Source organism: Pseudomonas sp. P2S-1, from assembly GCF_057197725.1.
In genome coordinates, this window is the sequence record NZ_CM170068.1 from 6,486,094 (window position 1) to 6,503,625 (window position 17,532).

Here is a 17,532-nt window from a genome sequence, read left to right on the forward strand (position 1 = left end):
CTGGCAAGCCAGCTCCCACAAGGTTCGGCGGTGTACGCGATACCTGTGGGAGCTGGCTTGCCAGCGATAGGGCCAGCAGCCTTCACAAACAGGCCAGCCTGTTACTCGGTGACCGCCTCGACCTCGACCGAGGCCTGCTGCTGCGCCACCTTCTTTCTCATCTGTTCACAACCCCACAACACCCGCTCCGGTGTAGCCGGGGCATCGATATTCGGCTGCTCGCGATAATCCGCCAGGCTCGCCACGGCGTCCTTGATCGCACACCACGCCGCAATCCCGAGCATGAACGGTGGCTCACCCACGGCCTTGGAATGGAACACCGTGTCCTCGGGGTTCTTGCGGTTCTCCACCAGCTTCACCCGCAGGTCGATCGGCATGTCCGCCACCGCCGGGATCTTGTAGCTGGCCGGGCCGTTGGTCATCAGCTTGCCCTTGGCGTTCCACACCAGTTCCTCGGTGGTCAGCCAGCCCATGCCCTGGACGAAACCGCCCTCGACCTGGCCGATATCGATGGCCGGGTTCAGCGAGGCGCCGACGTCATGCAGGATGTCGGTGCGCAGCATCTTGTACTCGCCGGTCAGGGTGTCGACGATCACCTCGCAGCACGCCGCACCGAAGGCGAAGTAGTAGAACGGCCGGCCCCGCGCCTGGTTGCGGTCGTAGAAGATCTTCGGCGTGCGGTAGAAGCCGGTGCTGGACAGCGACACCTGGGCGAAATACGCCTGCTGGATCAGCGCTTCGAAGGTGAGGATTTCCTCCCGCACCCGCACATGGTTGTTGCGGAACTCGACGTCTTCCTCGGTCACCTTGTAGTGCCGCGCAGCGAACTCGACGAGGCGCTTCTTGATGATCTCGGCCGCATTCTGCGCCGCCTTGCCGTTCAGGTCCGCACCGCTGGAAGCTGCGGTCGGCGAGGTGTTCGGCACCTTGTCGGTGTTGGTCGCGGTGATCTGGATACGGTCGATATCCACCTGGAACACCTGGGCCACTACCTGCGCCACCTTGGTGTTCAGGCCCTGGCCCATCTCGGTGCCGCCATGGTTCAGGTGGATGCTGCCGTCGGTGTAGATATGGATCAGCGCACCGGCCTGGTTGAGGAAGGTGGCGGTGAACGAGATCCCGAACTTCACCGGGGTCAGCGACAGGCCCTTCTTCAGCACCGGGCTGTTGGCGTTGAAGCGGCGGATCGACTCGCGGCGCTCGGCGTAGTCGGCACTGGCCTCCAGCTCGGCGGTCATCTCTTCGAGCATGTTGTGCTCGACGGTCTGGTAGTAATGGGTGACGTTGCGCTCGGTCTTGCCGTAGTAGTTGGCCTTGCGCACCTCCAGCGGATCGAGCGCCAGGTGGCGGGCGATGCGGTCCATCACTTCCTCGATGGCGACCATGCCCTGCGGGCCACCGAAGCCGCGGTAGGCGGTGTTCGACGCGGTGTTGGTCTTGCAGCGATGACCGTGCACCGTGGCATCGCCCAGGTAGTAGGCGTTGTCGGAGTGGAACATGGCGCGGTCGACGATCGAGCCGGACAGGTCCGGCGAATAACCGCAGTTGCCGGCCAGGTCGAAGTTGATCCCGTGCAGGCGGCCGCTGTCGTCGAAGCCCACGTCATATTCGACGTAGAAGGGGTGGCGCTTGCCGGTCATGGTCATGTCTTCGACCCGCGGCAGGCGCATCTTGGTCGGCTGGCCGGTGATGCGAGCGATCACCGCGCACAGGCAGGCCGGGCTGGCCGCCTGGGTTTCCTTGCCGCCGAAACCGCCACCCATGCGGCGCATGTCGAGGACGATCTTGTTCATCGGCACGTCCAGTACCTCGGCCACCAGCTTCTGCACCTCGGTGGGGTTCTGGGTCGAGCAGTAGACGATCATGCCGCCGTCTTCGGTGGGCATCACCGAAGACACCTGGGTTTCCAGGTAGAAGTGTTCCTGGCCGCCGATGTGCAGGGTGCCCTGCAGGCGGTGCGGGGCGCTGGCCAGGGCGCTGGCCGAGTCGCCGCGCTGGTGGGTGTGGCTATCGAGCACGAAATGCTTCTTGCGCAGGGCCTCGACCACGTCGAGTACCGGCTCCAGGTCCTCGTACTCGATGATCGCCGCCATCGCCGCACGGCGTGCGGTCTCCAGGTCGCGGGCGGCCACGGCGATCACCGGCTGGCCGAAGAACTCCACCTTGTCGCTGGCCAGCAGCGGGTCGCCGGCGACCACCGGGCCAATGTCCTTGAGGCCGGGAATATCCTCGTGGGTGATGGCGATGCGCACACCCTCGAAGGCGTAGCACGGGCTGGTATCGACCTTGAGGATCCGCGCATGGGCACGGTCGGCGGTACGGGCATAGACGTGCAGTTGATTCGGGAATTCCAGGCGGTCATCGATATACACCGCTTCACCGGACACCTGCTTGTCGGCGCTGTCGTGCTTGACGCTGCGACCGACCCCGGTGGTCAGGTCCTGGCTGAACAGTTCGGCCAATTCGGCCTGGCTCTTGGCCACGTGATGATGGTTAGACATAAGCGGTCACCCGGGTCTCGATGTGCGGTGTTTGCAGTTCGATGAAGTACTTGCGCAGCAGGTTCTGCGCGCCCAGCAGGCGGTATTCCTTGCTGGCGCGGAAGTCCGAGAGCGGGGTGAAGTCCTCGGCCAGGGCCTGGCAGGCCTTCTCAAGGGTCGCCTGGTTGAACGGCTTGTCGGTCAGCGCCGCTTCACAGGCGCGGGCACGTTTCGGGATCGCCGCCATGCCGCCAAAGGCGACCCGGGCCTGCTCGATCACACCGTTCTCGATGCGCAGGTTGAACGCCGCGCACACCGCCGAGATATCGTCGTCCAGGCGCTTGGACACCTTGTAGGCGCGGAACGTCCAGTTGTTGCGGGCCTTCGGCACGATGATGCGCTCGATGAACTCGCTGTCCTGGCGGGCGGTGATGCGGTAGTCGATGAAATAGTCTTCCAGCTTCAGGGTGCGGGTGCTGTCGCCCTTGCGCAGCACCAGTTGCGCACCGAGGGCGATCAGCAGGGGCGGCGAGTCGCCGATGGGCGAGGCGTTGCCGATATTGCCGCCGAGGGTGCCCTGGTTGCGGATCTGCAGGGAGGCGAAGCGGTGCAGCAGCTCGCCGAAGTCCGGGTACTCGGCGCTCAGCGCTTCGTAGCAGTCGGTCAGCGGGGTGGCGGCGCCGATCTCGATACGGTCGTCGAAGTGTTCGACGCGCTTCAGTTCGGCGACGTTGCCCACATAGATCATCACCGGCAGGGTGCGGTGGAACTGGGTCACTTCCAGGGCCAGGTCGGTGCCGCCGGCCAGCAGCCGGGCTTCCGGATGCGAGCCGTAGAGCTCGGCCAGGTCGGCCACGGTCAGTGGCACCAGGCAGCGCTTGTCGCCGCTGTTCAGCTCGCCGGTTTCGCTCGGGGCGATGGCTTTCAGGCGCTGGATGGTCTGCGCCTCGGCGGCATCGAACTGGTCAGGTTTGGCCTGGCAGCAGGATTGTTCGGCGGCGGCGAGGATCGGGCGGTAGCCGGTGCAGCGGCAGAGGTTGCCGGCCAGGGCTTCCTGGGCCTTGTGCAGGTCCGGGGCGTCGCTGTTCTTCTGCAGGGCGAACAGCGACATGACGAAGCCCGGGGTGCAGAAGCCGCACTGCGAGCCATGGCAGTCGGCCAGGGCCTGTTGCACGCTGTGCAGCTGGCCCTGGTGCTTCAGGCCTTCGACGCTGATCAATTGCTTGCCGTGCAGGGAGGAAACGAAGGTCAGGCAGGAGTTCAGGCTGCGATAGCGCAGGCTCTCCCTGCCGTCGGCATTGGCATCGAGCTCGGCGACCACCACCGAGCAGGCACCACAGTCACCGCTGGCGCAGCCCTCCTTGGTACCGGTTTTTCCCAGGTGCGTACGCAGGTACTCAAGCACCGTCATGTTGGGGTCCAGGGCATGCTCACTGCGCAATTCCTGGTTCAAGAGAAACTGGATCACGGAAGGGCCTCACAAGCGAATTTATTGTTGTTGAGCGGACTGAGGCGGAATGTATTCAGCCTTGACTTTCCGGTCAATGATTTTCTGACCTAAGGGTCAGGAAATTTTCCACGGTCGGTCATCCGCAGCGCTTTCCCCTGTCTTCAGTTAAGCACTGATCATGTAGGAAAACCCTGAGATGGATGAGTGAACAGCTGCAAGCAACATGCCCAATCATCGACTAGCCTTGACTGAAACCTTCGCGGGGAGTTGGGCGTACGCTGAGGAATGCGCTTAATCGCATGAAAAGTCGTACGCCAGACAGCAAACGCTCGTGCGAGTTGACGGCGCCTTTCATGCTGACACCCGGCATTTGCGGTACACTTCCGGGTTTTTAGCCGTTCAACGATTGCGAAGGAAAACCATGACGTTCAAGGCGCCGGACAGCCTCTCCGAGCAAATTGCCCACTACCTGGCCGAGCGGATCATCCGGGGTGAACTCAAGCCTGCCGAACGCATCCAGGAACAGAAGGTCACCCAGGCCCTGAATGTCAGCCGCGGCTCGGTGCGCGAAGCCCTGCTGATCCTCGAACGCCGTCACCTGGTGACCATCCTGCCGCGCCGTGGCGCCCACGTGACCGTGCTCAACGAGCACCACCTGCGCAGCCTCTGCGCGCTGATGGGCGAGCTGTACATCCTGCTCGGCAACACCGTGGCCACCGGCTACCAGACCCAGGCCGACCTGGCGCCGTTCCTGGCCATCCAGCAGCGCCTGAAAAGCGCCTGCGAGCGCAAGGACATCCAGGCCTTCGTCGAAGAAAGCTTCGCCGTGATGCGCGCCGCCTATCCCTTCGCCAACAACCCGTACCTGCAGGAAACCGTCGAGAACCTCCAGCCGGCCATGAGCCGTGCCTATTACCTGGCGCTGGACCGACGCAAGGCGGAAATGAACGACTTCCTCGTGCTCTTCGCGCAGTTGCTGCAGGCCGTGGTCGCCCGCGACCTGGGCCAGGTCCGCGAAGTGCTCAGCACCTATTGCAGCCGCAGCTGCGAACTGGTGCTCTCGGCCCTGGTGACTGACTGACCATGCGCCTCAAGTGCATCCGCCTGGCGGGCTTCAAGTCCTTCGTCGACCCGACCACGGTCAACTTCCCCAGCAACATGGCCGCCGTGGTCGGGCCCAATGGCTGCGGTAAGTCCAACATCATCGACGCGGTGCGCTGGGTGATGGGCGAAAGCTCGGCGAAGAACCTGCGCGGCGAGTCGATGACCGACGTCATCTTCAATGGCTCCACCAGCCGCAAGCCGGTGAGCCAGGCGAGCATCGAGCTGGTCTTCGACAACAGCGACAACACCCTGGTGGGTGAATACGCCGCCTACGCCGAGATCTCGATCCGTCGCAAGGTCACCCGCGACGGGCAGAACACCTACTACCTCAACGGCACCAAGTGCCGGCGCCGGGACATCACCGACATCTTCCTCGGCACCGGCCTGGGGCCGCGCAGCTACTCGATCATCGAGCAGGGCATGATCTCCAAGCTGATCGAGGCCAAGCCGGAAGAGCTGCGCAACTTCATCGAGGAAGCCGCAGGCATCTCCAAGTACAAGGAGCGCCGCCGCGAAACCGAGAACCGCATCCGCCGCACCCAGGAAAACCTCGAGCGCCTGACCGACCTGCGCGAAGAGCTGGAGCGCCAGTTGGAGCGCCTGCACCGCCAGGCCCAGGCGGCGGAGAAATACAAGGAATACAAGGCCGAGGAGCGCCAGCTCAAGGCGCAACTGTCGGCCCTGCGCTGGCGCGCGCTGGACGAGCAGGTGCGTCAGCGCGAAAGCGTGATCGGCGACCAGGAAGTGTCCTTTGAGGCACTGGTGGCCGATCAGCGCAACGCCGACGCGAGCATCGAAAGGCTGCGTGACGGGCACCATGAGCTGTCCGAGCGCTTCAATCTGGTGCAAGGCCGCTTCTATTCGGTGGGCGGCGATATCGCCCGGATCGAGCAGAGCATCCAGCACGGCCAGCAGCGCCTGCGCCAGTTGCAGGACGACCTCAAGGAAGCCGAGCGCTCGCGCCAGGAAACCGAATCCCACCTCGGCCACGACCGCACGCTGCTGGCGACCCTCGGCGAAGAGCTGGAAATGCTCGAGCCGGAACAGGAAATGACCCTGGCCGCCGCCGAGGAAGCCTCCGCGACCCTTGAGGAAGCGGAAACCACCATGCACGGCTGGCAGGAGCAGTGGGACAGCTTCAACTCCAGCTCCGCCGAACCGCGGCGTCAGGCCGAGGTGCAGCAGTCGCGGATCCAGCAACTGGAAAACAGTATCGAGCGGCTGTCCGAGCGCCAGCGCAAGCTGAATGAAGAGCGTGACCAGCTCAGCGCCGACCCGGAAGACGCGGCCATCCTCGAACTGGCCGAACAGGTCGCCAGCAGCGAACTTGTGCTGGAAGACCTGCAACTGGAAGAACAACAGGCTGCGGAGCGTCTCGACACGCTGCGTGAGCAACTGCAGCAGGCCACCCAGGCCCAGCAGCAGGCCCAGGGCGAATTGCAGCGCCTGGGCGGGCGTCTGGCCTCGCTCGAAGCCCTGCAACAAGCCGCGCTGGAACCGGGCAAGGGCGCCGCCGAGTGGCTGCGCGAGCATGGCCTGGAACAGCGCCCGCGTCTGGCCGAGGGCCTGCGGGTCGAATCCGGCTGGGAACTGGCGGTGGAAACCGTGCTCGGCGCCGATCTGCAAGCGGTGCTGGTGGATGGCTTCGACGGGCTGGCCTTCGACGGTTTCGACCAGGGCGAACTGCGCCTGCTCGACGCCAAGGCCGGCGCGCCCCGCCTGCCGGGCAGCCTGCTGGACAAGGTCGAGGGCGCGGTGGACCTGGCGCCATGGCTGGGCCGGGTGCGTCCGGTGGAAACCCTGGACCAGGCGTTGGCGCAGCGTGCCCAACTGGGCGAGGGCGAAAGCCTGGTCAGCCGTGATGGCTACTGGGTCGGCCGGCATTTCCTGCGGGTCAGCCGCGCCAGCGATGCCCAGGGCGGCGTGCTGGCCCGTGGTCAGGAGCTGGAGCGTCTCGGGCTGGAGCAGGAAGAGCAGGAAGCCCGTCTGGCCCAGCTCGACGAGCAACTGAACGATGTCCGCGAGCAGCAGCGTCATCTCGAAGACAGCCGCGAGCAACTGCGTCGCCGGGCTCAGGAAGAGGCTCGTCAACAGGGCGAACTGAAAGCCAAGCTGTCCGCCGGCAAGGCCCGCGCCGAACAGCTCAACCTGCGTCGCCAGCGTCTCGAAGACGAACTCACCGAAGCCGCCGAACAGCGCTCCATCGAACAGGAGCAACTGGGCGAATCCCGGCTGATCCTGCAGGAGTCCCTGGACCTCATGGCCCAGGACACCGAACAGCGCGAGCTGCTGCTGGCCAAGCGCGACGGCCTGCGCGAGCACCTCGACCGCGTTCGCCAGGAAGCCCGCCAGCACAAGGACCACGCCCACCAGCTCGCCGTGCGCCTTGGCTCGCTGCGCGCCCAGCACGACTCCACGCGCCAGGCCCTCGAGCGCCTGGAGCTGCAATCCGAACGCCTCACCGAAAAGCGCGAGCAGCTCAGCCTCAACCTGGAGGAGGGCGAAGCCCCCTTGGAAGAGCTGCGCCTGAAGCTGGAAGAGCTGCTGGAAAAACGCATGAGCGTCGACGAGGAAATGCGTCAGGCGCGCCTGCATATGGAAGACGCCGACCGCGAACTGCGCGACGCCGAGAAGCGCCGCAGCCAGGCCGAGCAGCAATCACAACTGCTGCGCGGCCAGCTCGAACAGCACCGCATGGAATGGCAGGGCCTCAGTGTGCGGCGCAAGACCCTGCACGAACAACTGCACGCCGACGGCTACGACCTCGACGGCGTGATCGCCACCCTGACCGCGGAAGCCAACGAGCAGGAGGCCGAAGCCGAACTGGAGCGCCTTGACGGTCGTATTCAGCGTCTCGGCGCGATCAACCTCGCGGCCATCGAGGAATACCAGCAGCAATCCGAGCGCAAGCGCTATCTGGATGCCCAGGACGCCGACCTGGTGGAAGCCCTGGACACCCTCGAGAACGTCATTCGCAAGATCGACAAGGAAACCCGCAACCGCTTCAAGGATACCTTCGATCAGATAAATGCCGGATTGCAGGCACTTTTCCCGAAAGTTTTCGGTGGTGGCAGCGCTTACTTGGAACTGACGGGCGAAGATTTACTCGATACAGGGGTGACGATCATGGCGCGCCCGCCGGGCAAGAAGAACAGCACCATTCATTTGCTCTCCGGCGGTGAAAAAGCGCTGACGGCCCTGGCCCTGGTATTTGCCATTTTCAAATTGAACCCGGCACCGTTCTGCATGCTCGATGAAGTCGACGCGCCGCTGGACGATGCCAACGTCGGCCGCTACGCGCGACTGGTGAAAGAGATGAGTCAGACCGTTCAGTTCATCTATATCACCCACAACAAGATCGCCATGGAGATGGCCGATCAACTGATGGGGGTGACCATGCACGAGCCCGGCTGTTCGCGGCTGGTGGCGGTGGATGTGGAGGAGGCGATGGCCATGGTCGACGCCTGAGAGGGGAATCAGTGCACGATCTTCGGGCAAATGCACCGGTCAAGTGTCATAGACGGTGTAAAGTTATCTTTGGTCGTGCTAGCTTAATGTCAATTTTTCGTGCGTGGGTAAAACGTCAGTCAGAACATAGAGTTGGCGCCACGTTTTAAAGGGTTTTAACCCTTTTATTTTTCAGCATTTTTTACAGAGGCACGGGATTACATGGAAATCGGTCTGCGCGAATGGCTGATCGTCATCGGCATCATAGTTATCGCCGGTATTCTCTTCGACGGCTGGCGCCGCATGCGCGGTGGCAAGGGCAAGTTGAAATTCCGTCTGGACCGCAGTTTCTCCAATCTTCCTGACGAAGAAAGCAACGCCGAAGTGCTCGGCCCGTCCCGCGTGCTGGATACGCACCAGGAGCCGCAACTCGACGAGGACGACCTGCCGTCGATGAGCGCCCCGGCTCGCGAGCCCAAGGCGGGCAAGGCCAGCAAGCGTGGCAAGCGCGGCGAGCCGCAACAGGGCGACCTCAACCTCAGCGCCGAACCGCGCGAGCGCGAGCCGGACCTGTTCGCCGATGAAGAAGACGACTTCCCGGCCGAGAACACCCGCACCACCACGACCACCGGCTACGGCACTGCGGCTGAAGGCAAGGAACTGCCACCGGTTGAAGAAGTGCTGGTGATCAGCGTCATCTCCCGTGACGAAGGTGGCTTCAAGGGCCCGGCGCTGCTGCAGAACATCCTGGAAAGCGGCCTGCGTTTCGGTGAGATGGACATCTTCCACCGTCACGAAAGCATGGCCGGCAATGGCGAGGTCCTGTTCTCCATGGCCAACGCCGTCAAGCCGGGCGTCTTCGATCTGGACGACATCGATCACTTCAGCACCCGTGCCGTCAGCTTCTTCCTCGGCCTGCCGGGCCCGCGTCATCCGAAGCAGGCCTTCGACGTGATGGTGGCTGCCGCACGCAAGCTGGCCCACGAACTCAATGGCGAACTCAAGGATGACCAGCGCAGCGTCATGACCGCGCAGACCATCGAACACTACCGCCAGCGCATCGTCGAATTCGAGCGCCGCGCGCTGACCCAGAAACGCTGAAACACGCAGTTGATACCACAGGGGCCGCTTAGCGGCCCTTGTGCTTGTTGCGCTGGTGCGAGCACCGATGAACCCTGTGGGAGCTGGCTTGCCAGCGATAGCGGCAGTGAATTCACCACAGCAATCGCTGGCAAGCCAGCTCCCACAGGGTCAGCGCCGTTCTCTGGTTTTCCATTTCAACCGACCATCGCCCGACTGCTCTTCATAGCAAGAGACCCAGAACCATGAATGCCGAAACCCGAATCCTCGAACTGCGCGCCGAACTCGACCAGCACAACTATCGCTACTACGTGCTCGACGAACCCAGCATCCCCGACGCCGAGTACGACCGCCTGTTCCGCGAACTCCAGGCCCTGGAAGCCGAGCACCCGGAGCTGGTCACCGAGGACTCCCCGACCCAGCGCGTCGGTGGCACGGCGCTCTCGGCCTTCACCCAGGTCCGCCATGAAATCCCCATGCTCAGCCTCGGCAACGCCTTCGAGGAAACCGACCTGCGCGAATTCGACCGCCGCGTCGTCGAAGGCCTCGACCTCCCGGCCGGCGACCTCTTCGGCGGCGGCGCCCCGGTCGACTACAGCTGCGAACCCAAGCTCGACGGCCTCGCCGTAAGCCTGCTCTATCGCAACGGCCAACTGGTCCAGGGCGCCACCCGCGGCGACGGCACCACCGGCGAAGACATCAGTGTCAACGTCCGCACCATCCGCAACGTCCCGCTCAAGCTGCAGGGCGAAGGCTGGCCGGACGTGCTCGAAGTGCGCGGCGAAGTCTTCATGAGCAAGGCCGGTTTCGAAAAGCTCAACGCTTCCCAGGCCGAGCTCGGCGGCAAGACCTTCGCCAACCCGCGCAACGCCGCCGCCGGCAGCCTGCGCCAGCTCGACTCGAAGATCACCGCCAGCCGCCCGCTGGAATTCTGCTGCTACGGCATCGGCCAGGTGTCCGCACCGGTGGGCGACACCCATATCGGCATCCTCGAACAGCTCAAGGCCTGGGGCATGCCCATCAGCCGCGAGCTCAAGCACGCCGCCGGCATCGAAGAATGCCTGGCCTACTATCACGACATCGGCGCCCGGCGTAACGACCTCCCGTATGAAATCGACGGCGTGGTCTTCAAGGTCAACAGCCTCGCCTCGCAGCGCGAGCTCGGCTTCCGCGCCCGCGAACCGCGCTGGGCCATCGCCCACAAATTCCCGGCCATGGAAGAGCTCACCGAAGTCCTCGACGTCGAATTCCAGGTCGGCCGCACCGGCGCCGTCACCCCGGTGGCGCGGCTCAAGCCGGTCAAGGTCGCCGGCGTCACCGTCGCCAACGCCACCCTGCACAACATGGACGAAGTCGCGCGCCTGGGCGTGATGATCGGCGACACCGTGATCATCCGCCGTGCTGGCGACGTCATCCCGCAGGTCATGCAGGTGGTGCTGGAGCGCCGCGACCCCGAGGCGGTGCGGCCGGTGCAGATTCCTACCGAATGCCCGGTGTGTGGTTCACAGGTCGAGCGCACGCAGTTGGTCAAGCGCAGCAAGGGCAAGGAAACCGTCAGTGAGGGTGCCGTGTATCGCTGCGTCGGCCGTCTTGCCTGTGCCGCGCAGCTCAAGCAGGCGATCATCCACTACGTCTCGCGTCGGGCTATGGACATTGAAGGTCTGGGTGAAAAGAGCGTTGAGCAACTGGTGGATGAAGGTCTGATTGCCTCTCCGGCGGACCTCTACCGGCTCACCTTCGAGCAGGTGGTCGAGCTGGAAGGCTTTGCCGAGGTGTCCAGCAACAAGCTCCTGGCTGCCATCGAAGCCAGCAAGCGTCCGAGCCTTGCTCGCTTCATCTACGCGCTTGGTATTCCGGATGTTGGCGAAGAGACCGCCAAGGTCCTTGCTCGCTCGCTGGGCTCCTTGCAGCGGGTCATGAAGGCCTTGCCGCAGGTGCTCACCTACCTGCCGGATATCGGGCTGGAAGTGGCGTACGAGATTCACAACTTCTTCGAGGACGAGCACAACCGCAGCGTCATCCAGCAACTGCTGGACTGCGGCATGGTCCTGCAGGACGAAGGCGACCTGGCGGCCGAGTTCGCCCGCAGCACCACCCTGGCTGGCCTGATTGCCAAGCTGGATATTTCCTCTGTCGGCCCGACTGGCGCGGAAAAGCTGGTGGCCAAGCTCGACAGCCTGGACGCGATTTTCGCCGCCGACGGCATCGACCTGCGCCAGGCCCTGGCGGCCAAGCAAGCCGAAGCGGTGCGCGAATTCTTCCTCATCGAGGCCAACCGCGACCTGGCCCGAGCGATCGAAGCGCAGTTGCTGGAGTTCGGCATGCACTGGACCAGCGAGGAAAAGGTTGCCGAAGGTCTGCCCCTGGCCGGCCAGACCTGGGTGCTCACCGGTACGCTGGAGCGCATGAACCGGGATATCGCCAAGGACAAGCTGGAAAGCCTGGGTGCCAAAGTGGCGGGTTCGGTCTCGGGCAAGACGCATTGTGTTGTGGCGGGGCCGGGTGCGGGGTCCAAGCTGACCAAGGCCAATGAGCTGGGGGTCAAGGTGCTGGATGAGGATGCGTTCATCGAGTTTCTGGCGGGGCAGGGCATCGCTATCTAAGACCCCTCGCGGTGTCCGCGTTCCCATGGGCGACGCGGACCCTGTGGGAGCTGGCTTGCCAGCGATTGCGTCGGTGAATTTAGCCTCGTAATCGCAGCGCTCCGCCGACCTCACAGTCAGCCCCCCTTTCGGTATGCCTGACACAACTGGCGCTCAGGCTCTCCGACAGCGTCGTCACCCATTGCAAAAAGACCCGCAGTTGGCCCCTGGCTTCGGACAAGTCCTTGAGAAATGATGATTTTTTCTCACCCAAAGGTTGTAACTCTGCCTAAGACCGGTACAATGGCGCGGCTCGTCACCAGATGGCGAGCTGCGTAATGGTGGCCCCATCGGTCCCCCCGCAACGATTACCCGTAAACCTGGTCAGGCCCGGAAGGGAGCAGCCATAGCGGGAACATTGTGTGCCGGGGTGTGGCTGCTGGGGCTGCCTCCATTTCTGGGGTTGGAAAATCGCCTCAGCTGCTGTATCTCCTCGCTTCTACGTCCATTTCTCTTGCGCCCGTTTATTTGGGGTGCTCGTTTCCCTGTGATTTGCAATTGCCAGCAGCGTGACGCTGCTACTACGATGAGGCTTCTGTGCAAGGAGCTAGATATGGAATTCGTAGAGCGACTGAACGCGTTATCGGCAAAGATCCGCCAGCAAGGACTCGCAATCCAGACAGAAGAGGCGACCAAGATCGCCTTTGTCATGCCTTTCATCAGCTCCGTCCTTGGGTACGACGTCTTCGACCCGTCCGAGGTGACGCCTGAGTATGTGTGCGACGTCGGCACGAAAAAGGGTGAGAAGATCGACTACGCCATCCGCAAAGGGGGCGAAATCCAGATCTTGATCGAGTGTAAGAAGATTGGTGAGCCGCTGAATATCAATCACGCGAGCCAGCTTTTCCGGTATTTCCATGTCACCAGTGCTCGTATCTCGATTCTGACTAACGGTCAGGTTTATAAATTCTTCACCGACCTTGATGCGCCCAACAAGATGGACGAGAAGCCGTTTCTGGAACTCGATCTGCTTGATGTGGATGAGCATGCGCTTCCTGAGCTTCAGAAGCTTACCAAGTCCGCATTTGATGTTGATTCGATTATCAACGCGGCGGGGGAGTTGAAGTATGTTGGGCAGATCAAGAAAGAGATGGCTGCTCAGTTCAGTCAGCCTAATGAGGACTTTGTTAAGTTCTTTGCGTCTCGGGTCTATGAAGGAATGATCACTCAGAAGGTCAGGGACCAGTTCACCTCCCTGACGCGAAAGGCTGCTATTCAGTTTTTGGGTGACCAGGTAAATGATCGCTTGAAGTCGGCGATGAGTGGGGCTCCGGAGCTTTCATTTGCGATGGCTCCTGTCCAGGCAGAAGCCCAAAGTGAGTCGGCTGTAGACAGTGGTGAGGACCGTATTCAGACGACGCTAGAGGAATTGGAGGGATTCCATATCGTCAAGGCAATTGTCCGTGCCATTGTTGATGCGAAGCGGATTGTTCATCGTGATACTCAAAGCTATTTTGGGATATTGCTTGATGATAATAATCGTAAGCCGATATGCCGTTTGCACTTCAATAGAGGTCAGAAATATATTGGTATTTTTGATCCAGAGAAAAAAGAAACGCGACATCCGATTGAGTCGGTTGATGATATTTACGGTTTTGCAGAGCAGCTAAAGGGAACTATTTCTTTATACGAGTAAGCTTCCACAGGCCAGAGCGATGGTCGTGAAAAGCAATCACTCTGCTTACTGCGCTGATATTTAGTTCTTGTTCACCAAGCAAGAGGTTGGAGTGTGATCAGAGGAACAAATTTTCAACACCCCCGTCAGCTCAGTGTCTTGGCTGCGTTCGCATTGTTGGTGGTCGTCAATACTGCCTTGGCGAATCCGGATCTTTGGGTGTCTACTGATCGGGTCGCGCGCCATACTTGTCCATCGGAAAAATGTGGAGTTGCTGGTCAGCTTATGTTCCGGGAGGGAGTTGAGATACTTGAAGAGAAAGGTGGCTGGGTTCGCATAACAAAACCTTACTCAGCGTCTTGTGTCGGTGGTGTTAGTGAATATGTAAAGAGCGGAAACGCTAGCTGTATTGCGAGTAATGGAATTAGCAATGGTATGTTCGCAGAATGGGTGCCTAAAAAGTCGCTCGTGAGAAACAGGCCCGCTGATCCTGGCGAAGGAGCAACTGGTGACGATGCGCTGGTCAAAGGCTCGGACGATTACCGTCTCTATCGTATCCAGTTTGCAAAAGCAGCTCGTGAGCTAATAAGCAAGGGCGCTTGCACAGCAAGTGACTTTGAAGAGGTCGGCGGGTGGATGTCTTCTCCCGCTAAAGGTAAGGGCGTGTATTTCATGTACTGCGGTGGTATGACCTTAGCGAACCGGTTGTACCTCAACGTGTACTCGGGGGAAGTCAGTCGCTAGTGAGGCTTCCGGTGAGGGCCGGCCGGGGGAAATGGGGAGGCAGGGGAAGGGATTTATTTCTAGGCATGCACGCAACATAACTGAAAATAGATTTTTCGTCTTTAGGTCTAAAATCTCAGGTAAAGGATATTTAATTGGCAATCTTGGATTTTCGTGAAATTGCACCACCCACCAAGCCTACCAAAAAAGATTATGGGGGATGTCTCGATGATTTCGAAAAATTTGCACAAGAGTTCTTCTCAGAAATATTTGGTGCGCGCTTTATAGAGGTGGCGTCACGAGGACCGGATGGTGGAAGGGATCTACTATTCGAAATTGTCATCGGGGGGAATAAGCAGAAGTGGGTCGTTAGTTGTAAGCATACGGCGCATTCAGGAAATGCTGTCGGAGAGGAAGAGAGAAATATTTCCGATCGTTTTGCAGCCTCAGGTGCTGATGTTTTTGTGTGCTTCTATTCCCATATCGCTACGGCCTCTCTCCAGCGGACTCTGCTCGATATAGAGCGTTACAGTGAGAAATTCAAGTTTGAGATTTTCAACAGTGCACGAATAGAAAGCAATCTTTTATCTGCCGATAACGGAAAAGGTTGGTTTTTAGCAGCGCGCTATTTTCAAATGTCTTTTGTGAGATTGTTTCAACGTTTTCTCCAGCCGATCAATCACTACAAGTTCGATGATGTCGATGACAGTTTGCATGGCCGGCTAGAACTACCTTATCCAGGAGGGGGTACCACCTCCTACAGCAGCGAAGAAGAAAAAATAGTTAGAGTAAACGAACTTCTCGGGCACGCAAACGATTCGATCACCCTCGCCCTTAATGAGCTTTTTTTTGCCAAGGTGTTAACGGAGATCACTCAAGAATGGCCGACCTGTTTCGCCTACTGGGAAGCCTGTCCAGCAAACGAACTCAGAATTTCAGATATATTTCCCACGTTTAACGTTCAAGATGTCGTCGATCTATTTAGCAATGAATCGCCCGGAATTGCTATAATTGTATGTTTTTTTTGGGCGTGGTGGGATGAAGATCGAGCTGTTGACGTGTATCAGGAAGCTTTTGCTAAATCACTAGGCACTACAATCTCCGAAGCCAATGCGCGAAAAAACCTGAGCACTCGTATGGCCTTGTCTTTCAGTTCGGTCGAGCTTCGCGATAAAATAACCAGGTTTATAGCGTTTGCTAAGCTTGATCTTAGTGAGCTTAAAACTTGGGATAAGGTTTCTCGCACAGCCTGTTTTAATGGGAAGGAGGCAGAGCTACAACAACTTCTAATTGGTATTCGCCAGCAGGCTCTTAAAGAAAAACGTCATTGCCCTTTAAAAACAGGTCTTGGGAGCTCGGCATTAGAGCAGCTAAACGATTATGTCTACGTCCTCGGGTACGATGAAGTCTACGCAAGATTAGAATGCTTTGTTGGTAAGCTTCAAGGTTTCAACTATAGGCCCTTGATCGAGCTGAAGTGCGCTAATGAAACATGGCAAATCAAACCCTCAAGAAATTATGAATGGTTCTCCAAGGAAATCACATCTTACCACCTGCGTCAGCTAAAGCTTTCATAGGCTTTGTATGAGAAAGAGATGCCGAAAACATTGCATGGAACAAGCCAGTGAGACCATCATGGTGTGGCGTTTCGTAAGCTTGTCGATGCGCATTATGATCCCGCGGTTCTCTTTGGGCTAGCCTAATATGCGTTCGGATGATGTTGCTCCCGCTTGTACTTATGTCGATCAAAAGCCTGCGGAAACTGTGAGGGATTTAACTCAGCGGAAACGGGGACAGATTCATTTTCGGAAACGGGGACAGATTCATTTTCAGTTGGAAAATTAACCCTTCCCTTTTCAACCATGGTCCTTGGTTGGATGCGAGCGGGGATGCAAGAAAGCCGCGGAGGCGAGCTCTGCGGCCTTGACTTATACAGCTACGGTCACCGGCGACGCCGCCACTGCTAGCGCCAGCAATGCCTTGGTAATCCTCATGTTCAGCCGTGCGCTGTCGAGCATTTCCTTGTGGCGAGCATCGGGAGGGTCGGGGAGATAAGCAGAGTCAAGAATGGCTCTGTTGAGATGCTCCGCTGCGCGCTTGATGGCTTCTTCATGGGAGAGTCCGGGGCCGACGCAAAGTACGGGCGGTGGATCGGGTACGAGCTTTTTCAATGGTGAATCTCCATGTTGGTGGATGGATGCACCACGGATCGCTGCTAAACGAAGGGTGGCGACTGTACGTGGGTTAGCAGACCGGAACATGGAAACCGGCGCACCCGAAGGTGCCCACACGCACAGCCGCCATGACAGGCGTGCTGCTGCGTCCACATTACGGACTGCTAATCCGTGTCGTCGATGAGCGACGACCGACGCAGACTAGGCACCGTTTCCACGGGACGCAACCACCAAGAAGGGTCGGGGAGTATGCTTGGGAAATTGCCTACAAGAAAGTCGGAAATCGAGGAAGTTTTGCCGCTAAATGCGACATCTTTTGCAGATCGGGATTAGCTATCCAGGATCAGTTAGGTGAATTCCGCGTCGCTGCAGTTCTGTCTGCAGCGGGTCATGCAGTGACACCGAAAATCGACAACGCCATCCGCCCAATCAGGAAAACCAGCAGAATCAAAAAGAACACCCGAATAAACCCGCTGCCTTAGCGCAGCGCGAGAAAGGTCCCGGTCACCGACCCTGCCATATTGCTCAGGCACACCAGCCCACCAATGGCCCACAGCACATGACCCGCCGGAATGAAGAACAGCAGGGCAGCCGTAAAGGTGGCGAGGTTGACCAGCTTGGCCGAGGCGGAGGCATTGAGGAAGTCGAAGCCGAAGCATTTGACGAAGGCGAACAGCAGCAAGCTGCCGCTGCCGGGGCCGAACAGGCCGTCGTAGAAACCGATCACAGAAAACGGGGACAGATTTACTTTCAGTTGGAACATTAACCCTTTTCCCTCTCAGCCATGGTCCTTCGTTTGGGCCGAGCGGAGACGCAA

Annotated in this window: 11 protein-coding genes and 1 other RNA gene; 8 read left to right on the plus strand and 4 right to left on the minus strand. The window is 59.9% G+C overall.

Features of this window, described 5'->3' with window-relative positions; translation table 11 throughout:
- Positions 1–101: 101 nt before the first annotated feature.
- Together xdhB and xdhA are read right to left on the minus strand one after the other, a co-directional pair.
- Positions 102–2,501 carry a xanthine dehydrogenase molybdopterin binding subunit gene (xdhB, locus tag AC2CQI_RS29255; RefSeq protein WP_484578648.1) on the minus strand — a complete coding sequence of 800 codons (2,400 nt, stop codon included), beginning with the start codon at positions 2,499–2,501 and terminating at the stop codon, positions 102–104.
- Positions 2,494–3,948: a xanthine dehydrogenase small subunit gene (xdhA, locus tag AC2CQI_RS29260; protein WP_484578649.1), complete on the minus strand. Its 1,455-nt coding sequence runs from the start codon at positions 3,946–3,948 to the stop codon at positions 2,494–2,496. Before xdhA ends, xdhB begins: the two co-directional genes overlap by 8 nt.
- Before the next feature lie 403 nt (positions 3,949–4,351).
- Here xdhA and AC2CQI_RS29265 point away from each other — a divergent pair, with 403 nt between their 5' ends.
- The 8 genes from AC2CQI_RS29265 (at position 4,352) to AC2CQI_RS29300 (ending at position 16,118) form a co-directional block, all read left to right on the plus strand.
- Positions 4,352–5,011 carry a GntR family transcriptional regulator gene (locus AC2CQI_RS29265; protein ID WP_075802570.1) on the plus strand — a complete coding sequence of 220 codons (660 nt, stop codon included), beginning with the start codon at positions 4,352–4,354 and terminating at the stop codon, positions 5,009–5,011.
- Between the two features lie 2 nt (positions 5,012–5,013).
- Positions 5,014–8,502, plus strand: a complete 3,489-nt coding sequence (smc, locus tag AC2CQI_RS29270) for a chromosome segregation protein SMC (RefSeq protein ID WP_075802569.1) — start codon at positions 5,014–5,016, stop codon at positions 8,500–8,502.
- 201 nt (positions 8,503–8,703) lie between these two features.
- Positions 8,704–9,582, plus strand: coding sequence for a cell division protein ZipA (zipA, locus tag AC2CQI_RS29275; RefSeq protein ID WP_484578650.1), 879 nt, complete (start codon positions 8,704–8,706; stop codon positions 9,580–9,582).
- A gap of 224 nt (positions 9,583–9,806) precedes the next feature.
- A complete protein-coding gene (gene ligA, locus AC2CQI_RS29280) occupies positions 9,807–12,164 on the plus strand; it encodes an NAD-dependent DNA ligase LigA (protein ID WP_484578651.1) in 2,358 nt (785 codons plus the stop codon).
- Between the two features lie 327 nt (positions 12,165–12,491).
- An RNA gene (gene ffs / locus AC2CQI_RS29285) (signal recognition particle sRNA small type) lies at positions 12,492–12,588 on the plus strand.
- A gap of 168 nt (positions 12,589–12,756) precedes the next feature.
- Positions 12,757–13,839, plus strand: a complete 1,083-nt coding sequence (locus AC2CQI_RS29290) for a type I restriction endonuclease (protein ID WP_484578652.1) — start codon at positions 12,757–12,759, stop codon at positions 13,837–13,839.
- A gap of 414 nt (positions 13,840–14,253) precedes the next feature.
- Complete coding sequence (locus AC2CQI_RS29295; protein ID WP_484578653.1) at positions 14,254–14,562, plus strand: hypothetical protein; 309 nt, start codon at positions 14,254–14,256, stop codon at positions 14,560–14,562.
- Positions 14,563–14,696: 134 nt separating this feature from the next.
- Positions 14,697–16,118 (plus strand): hypothetical protein, encoded by a 1,422-nt coding sequence (locus tag AC2CQI_RS29300; protein WP_484578654.1) that lies wholly within the window; start codon positions 14,697–14,699, stop codon positions 16,116–16,118.
- A gap of 351 nt (positions 16,119–16,469) precedes the next feature.
- Here the strand turns inward: AC2CQI_RS29300 and AC2CQI_RS29305 are convergent, their stop codons facing one another.
- Together AC2CQI_RS29305 and AC2CQI_RS29310 are read right to left on the minus strand one after the other, a co-directional pair.
- Positions 16,470–16,712 carry a hypothetical protein gene (locus AC2CQI_RS29305; protein ID WP_075802561.1) on the minus strand — a complete coding sequence of 81 codons (243 nt, stop codon included), beginning with the start codon at positions 16,710–16,712 and terminating at the stop codon, positions 16,470–16,472.
- A 481-nt stretch (positions 16,713–17,193) separates the two neighbouring features.
- Positions 17,194–17,478: a TSUP family transporter gene (locus tag AC2CQI_RS29310; RefSeq protein ID WP_484578655.1), complete on the minus strand. Its 285-nt coding sequence runs from the start codon at positions 17,476–17,478 to the stop codon at positions 17,194–17,196.
- Positions 17,479–17,532 lie beyond the last annotated feature (54 nt).

Excerpts from the sequence above, each read along its gene's own strand:
- xdhB (WP_484578648.1), bottom strand. The coding sequence starts at position 2,501 with ATGTCTAACCATCATCACGTGGCCAAGAGCCAGGCCGAATTGGCCGAA.
- AC2CQI_RS29265 (WP_075802570.1), top strand. The coding sequence starts at position 4,352 with ATGACGTTCAAGGCGCCGGACAGCCTCTCCGAGCAAATTGCCCACTAC.
- smc (WP_075802569.1), top strand. The coding sequence starts at position 5,014 with ATGCGCCTCAAGTGCATCCGCCTGGCGGGCTTCAAGTCCTTCGTCGAC.
- zipA (WP_484578650.1), top strand. The coding sequence starts at position 8,704 with ATGGAAATCGGTCTGCGCGAATGGCTGATCGTCATCGGCATCATAGTT.
- ligA (WP_484578651.1), top strand. The coding sequence starts at position 9,807 with ATGAATGCCGAAACCCGAATCCTCGAACTGCGCGCCGAACTCGACCAG.
- AC2CQI_RS29290 (WP_484578652.1), top strand. The coding sequence starts at position 12,757 with ATGGAATTCGTAGAGCGACTGAACGCGTTATCGGCAAAGATCCGCCAG.
- AC2CQI_RS29295 (WP_484578653.1), top strand. The coding sequence starts at position 14,254 with ATGTTCGCAGAATGGGTGCCTAAAAAGTCGCTCGTGAGAAACAGGCCC.
- AC2CQI_RS29310 (WP_484578655.1), bottom strand. The coding sequence starts at position 17,478 with ATGTTCCAACTGAAAGTAAATCTGTCCCCGTTTTCTGTGATCGGTTTC.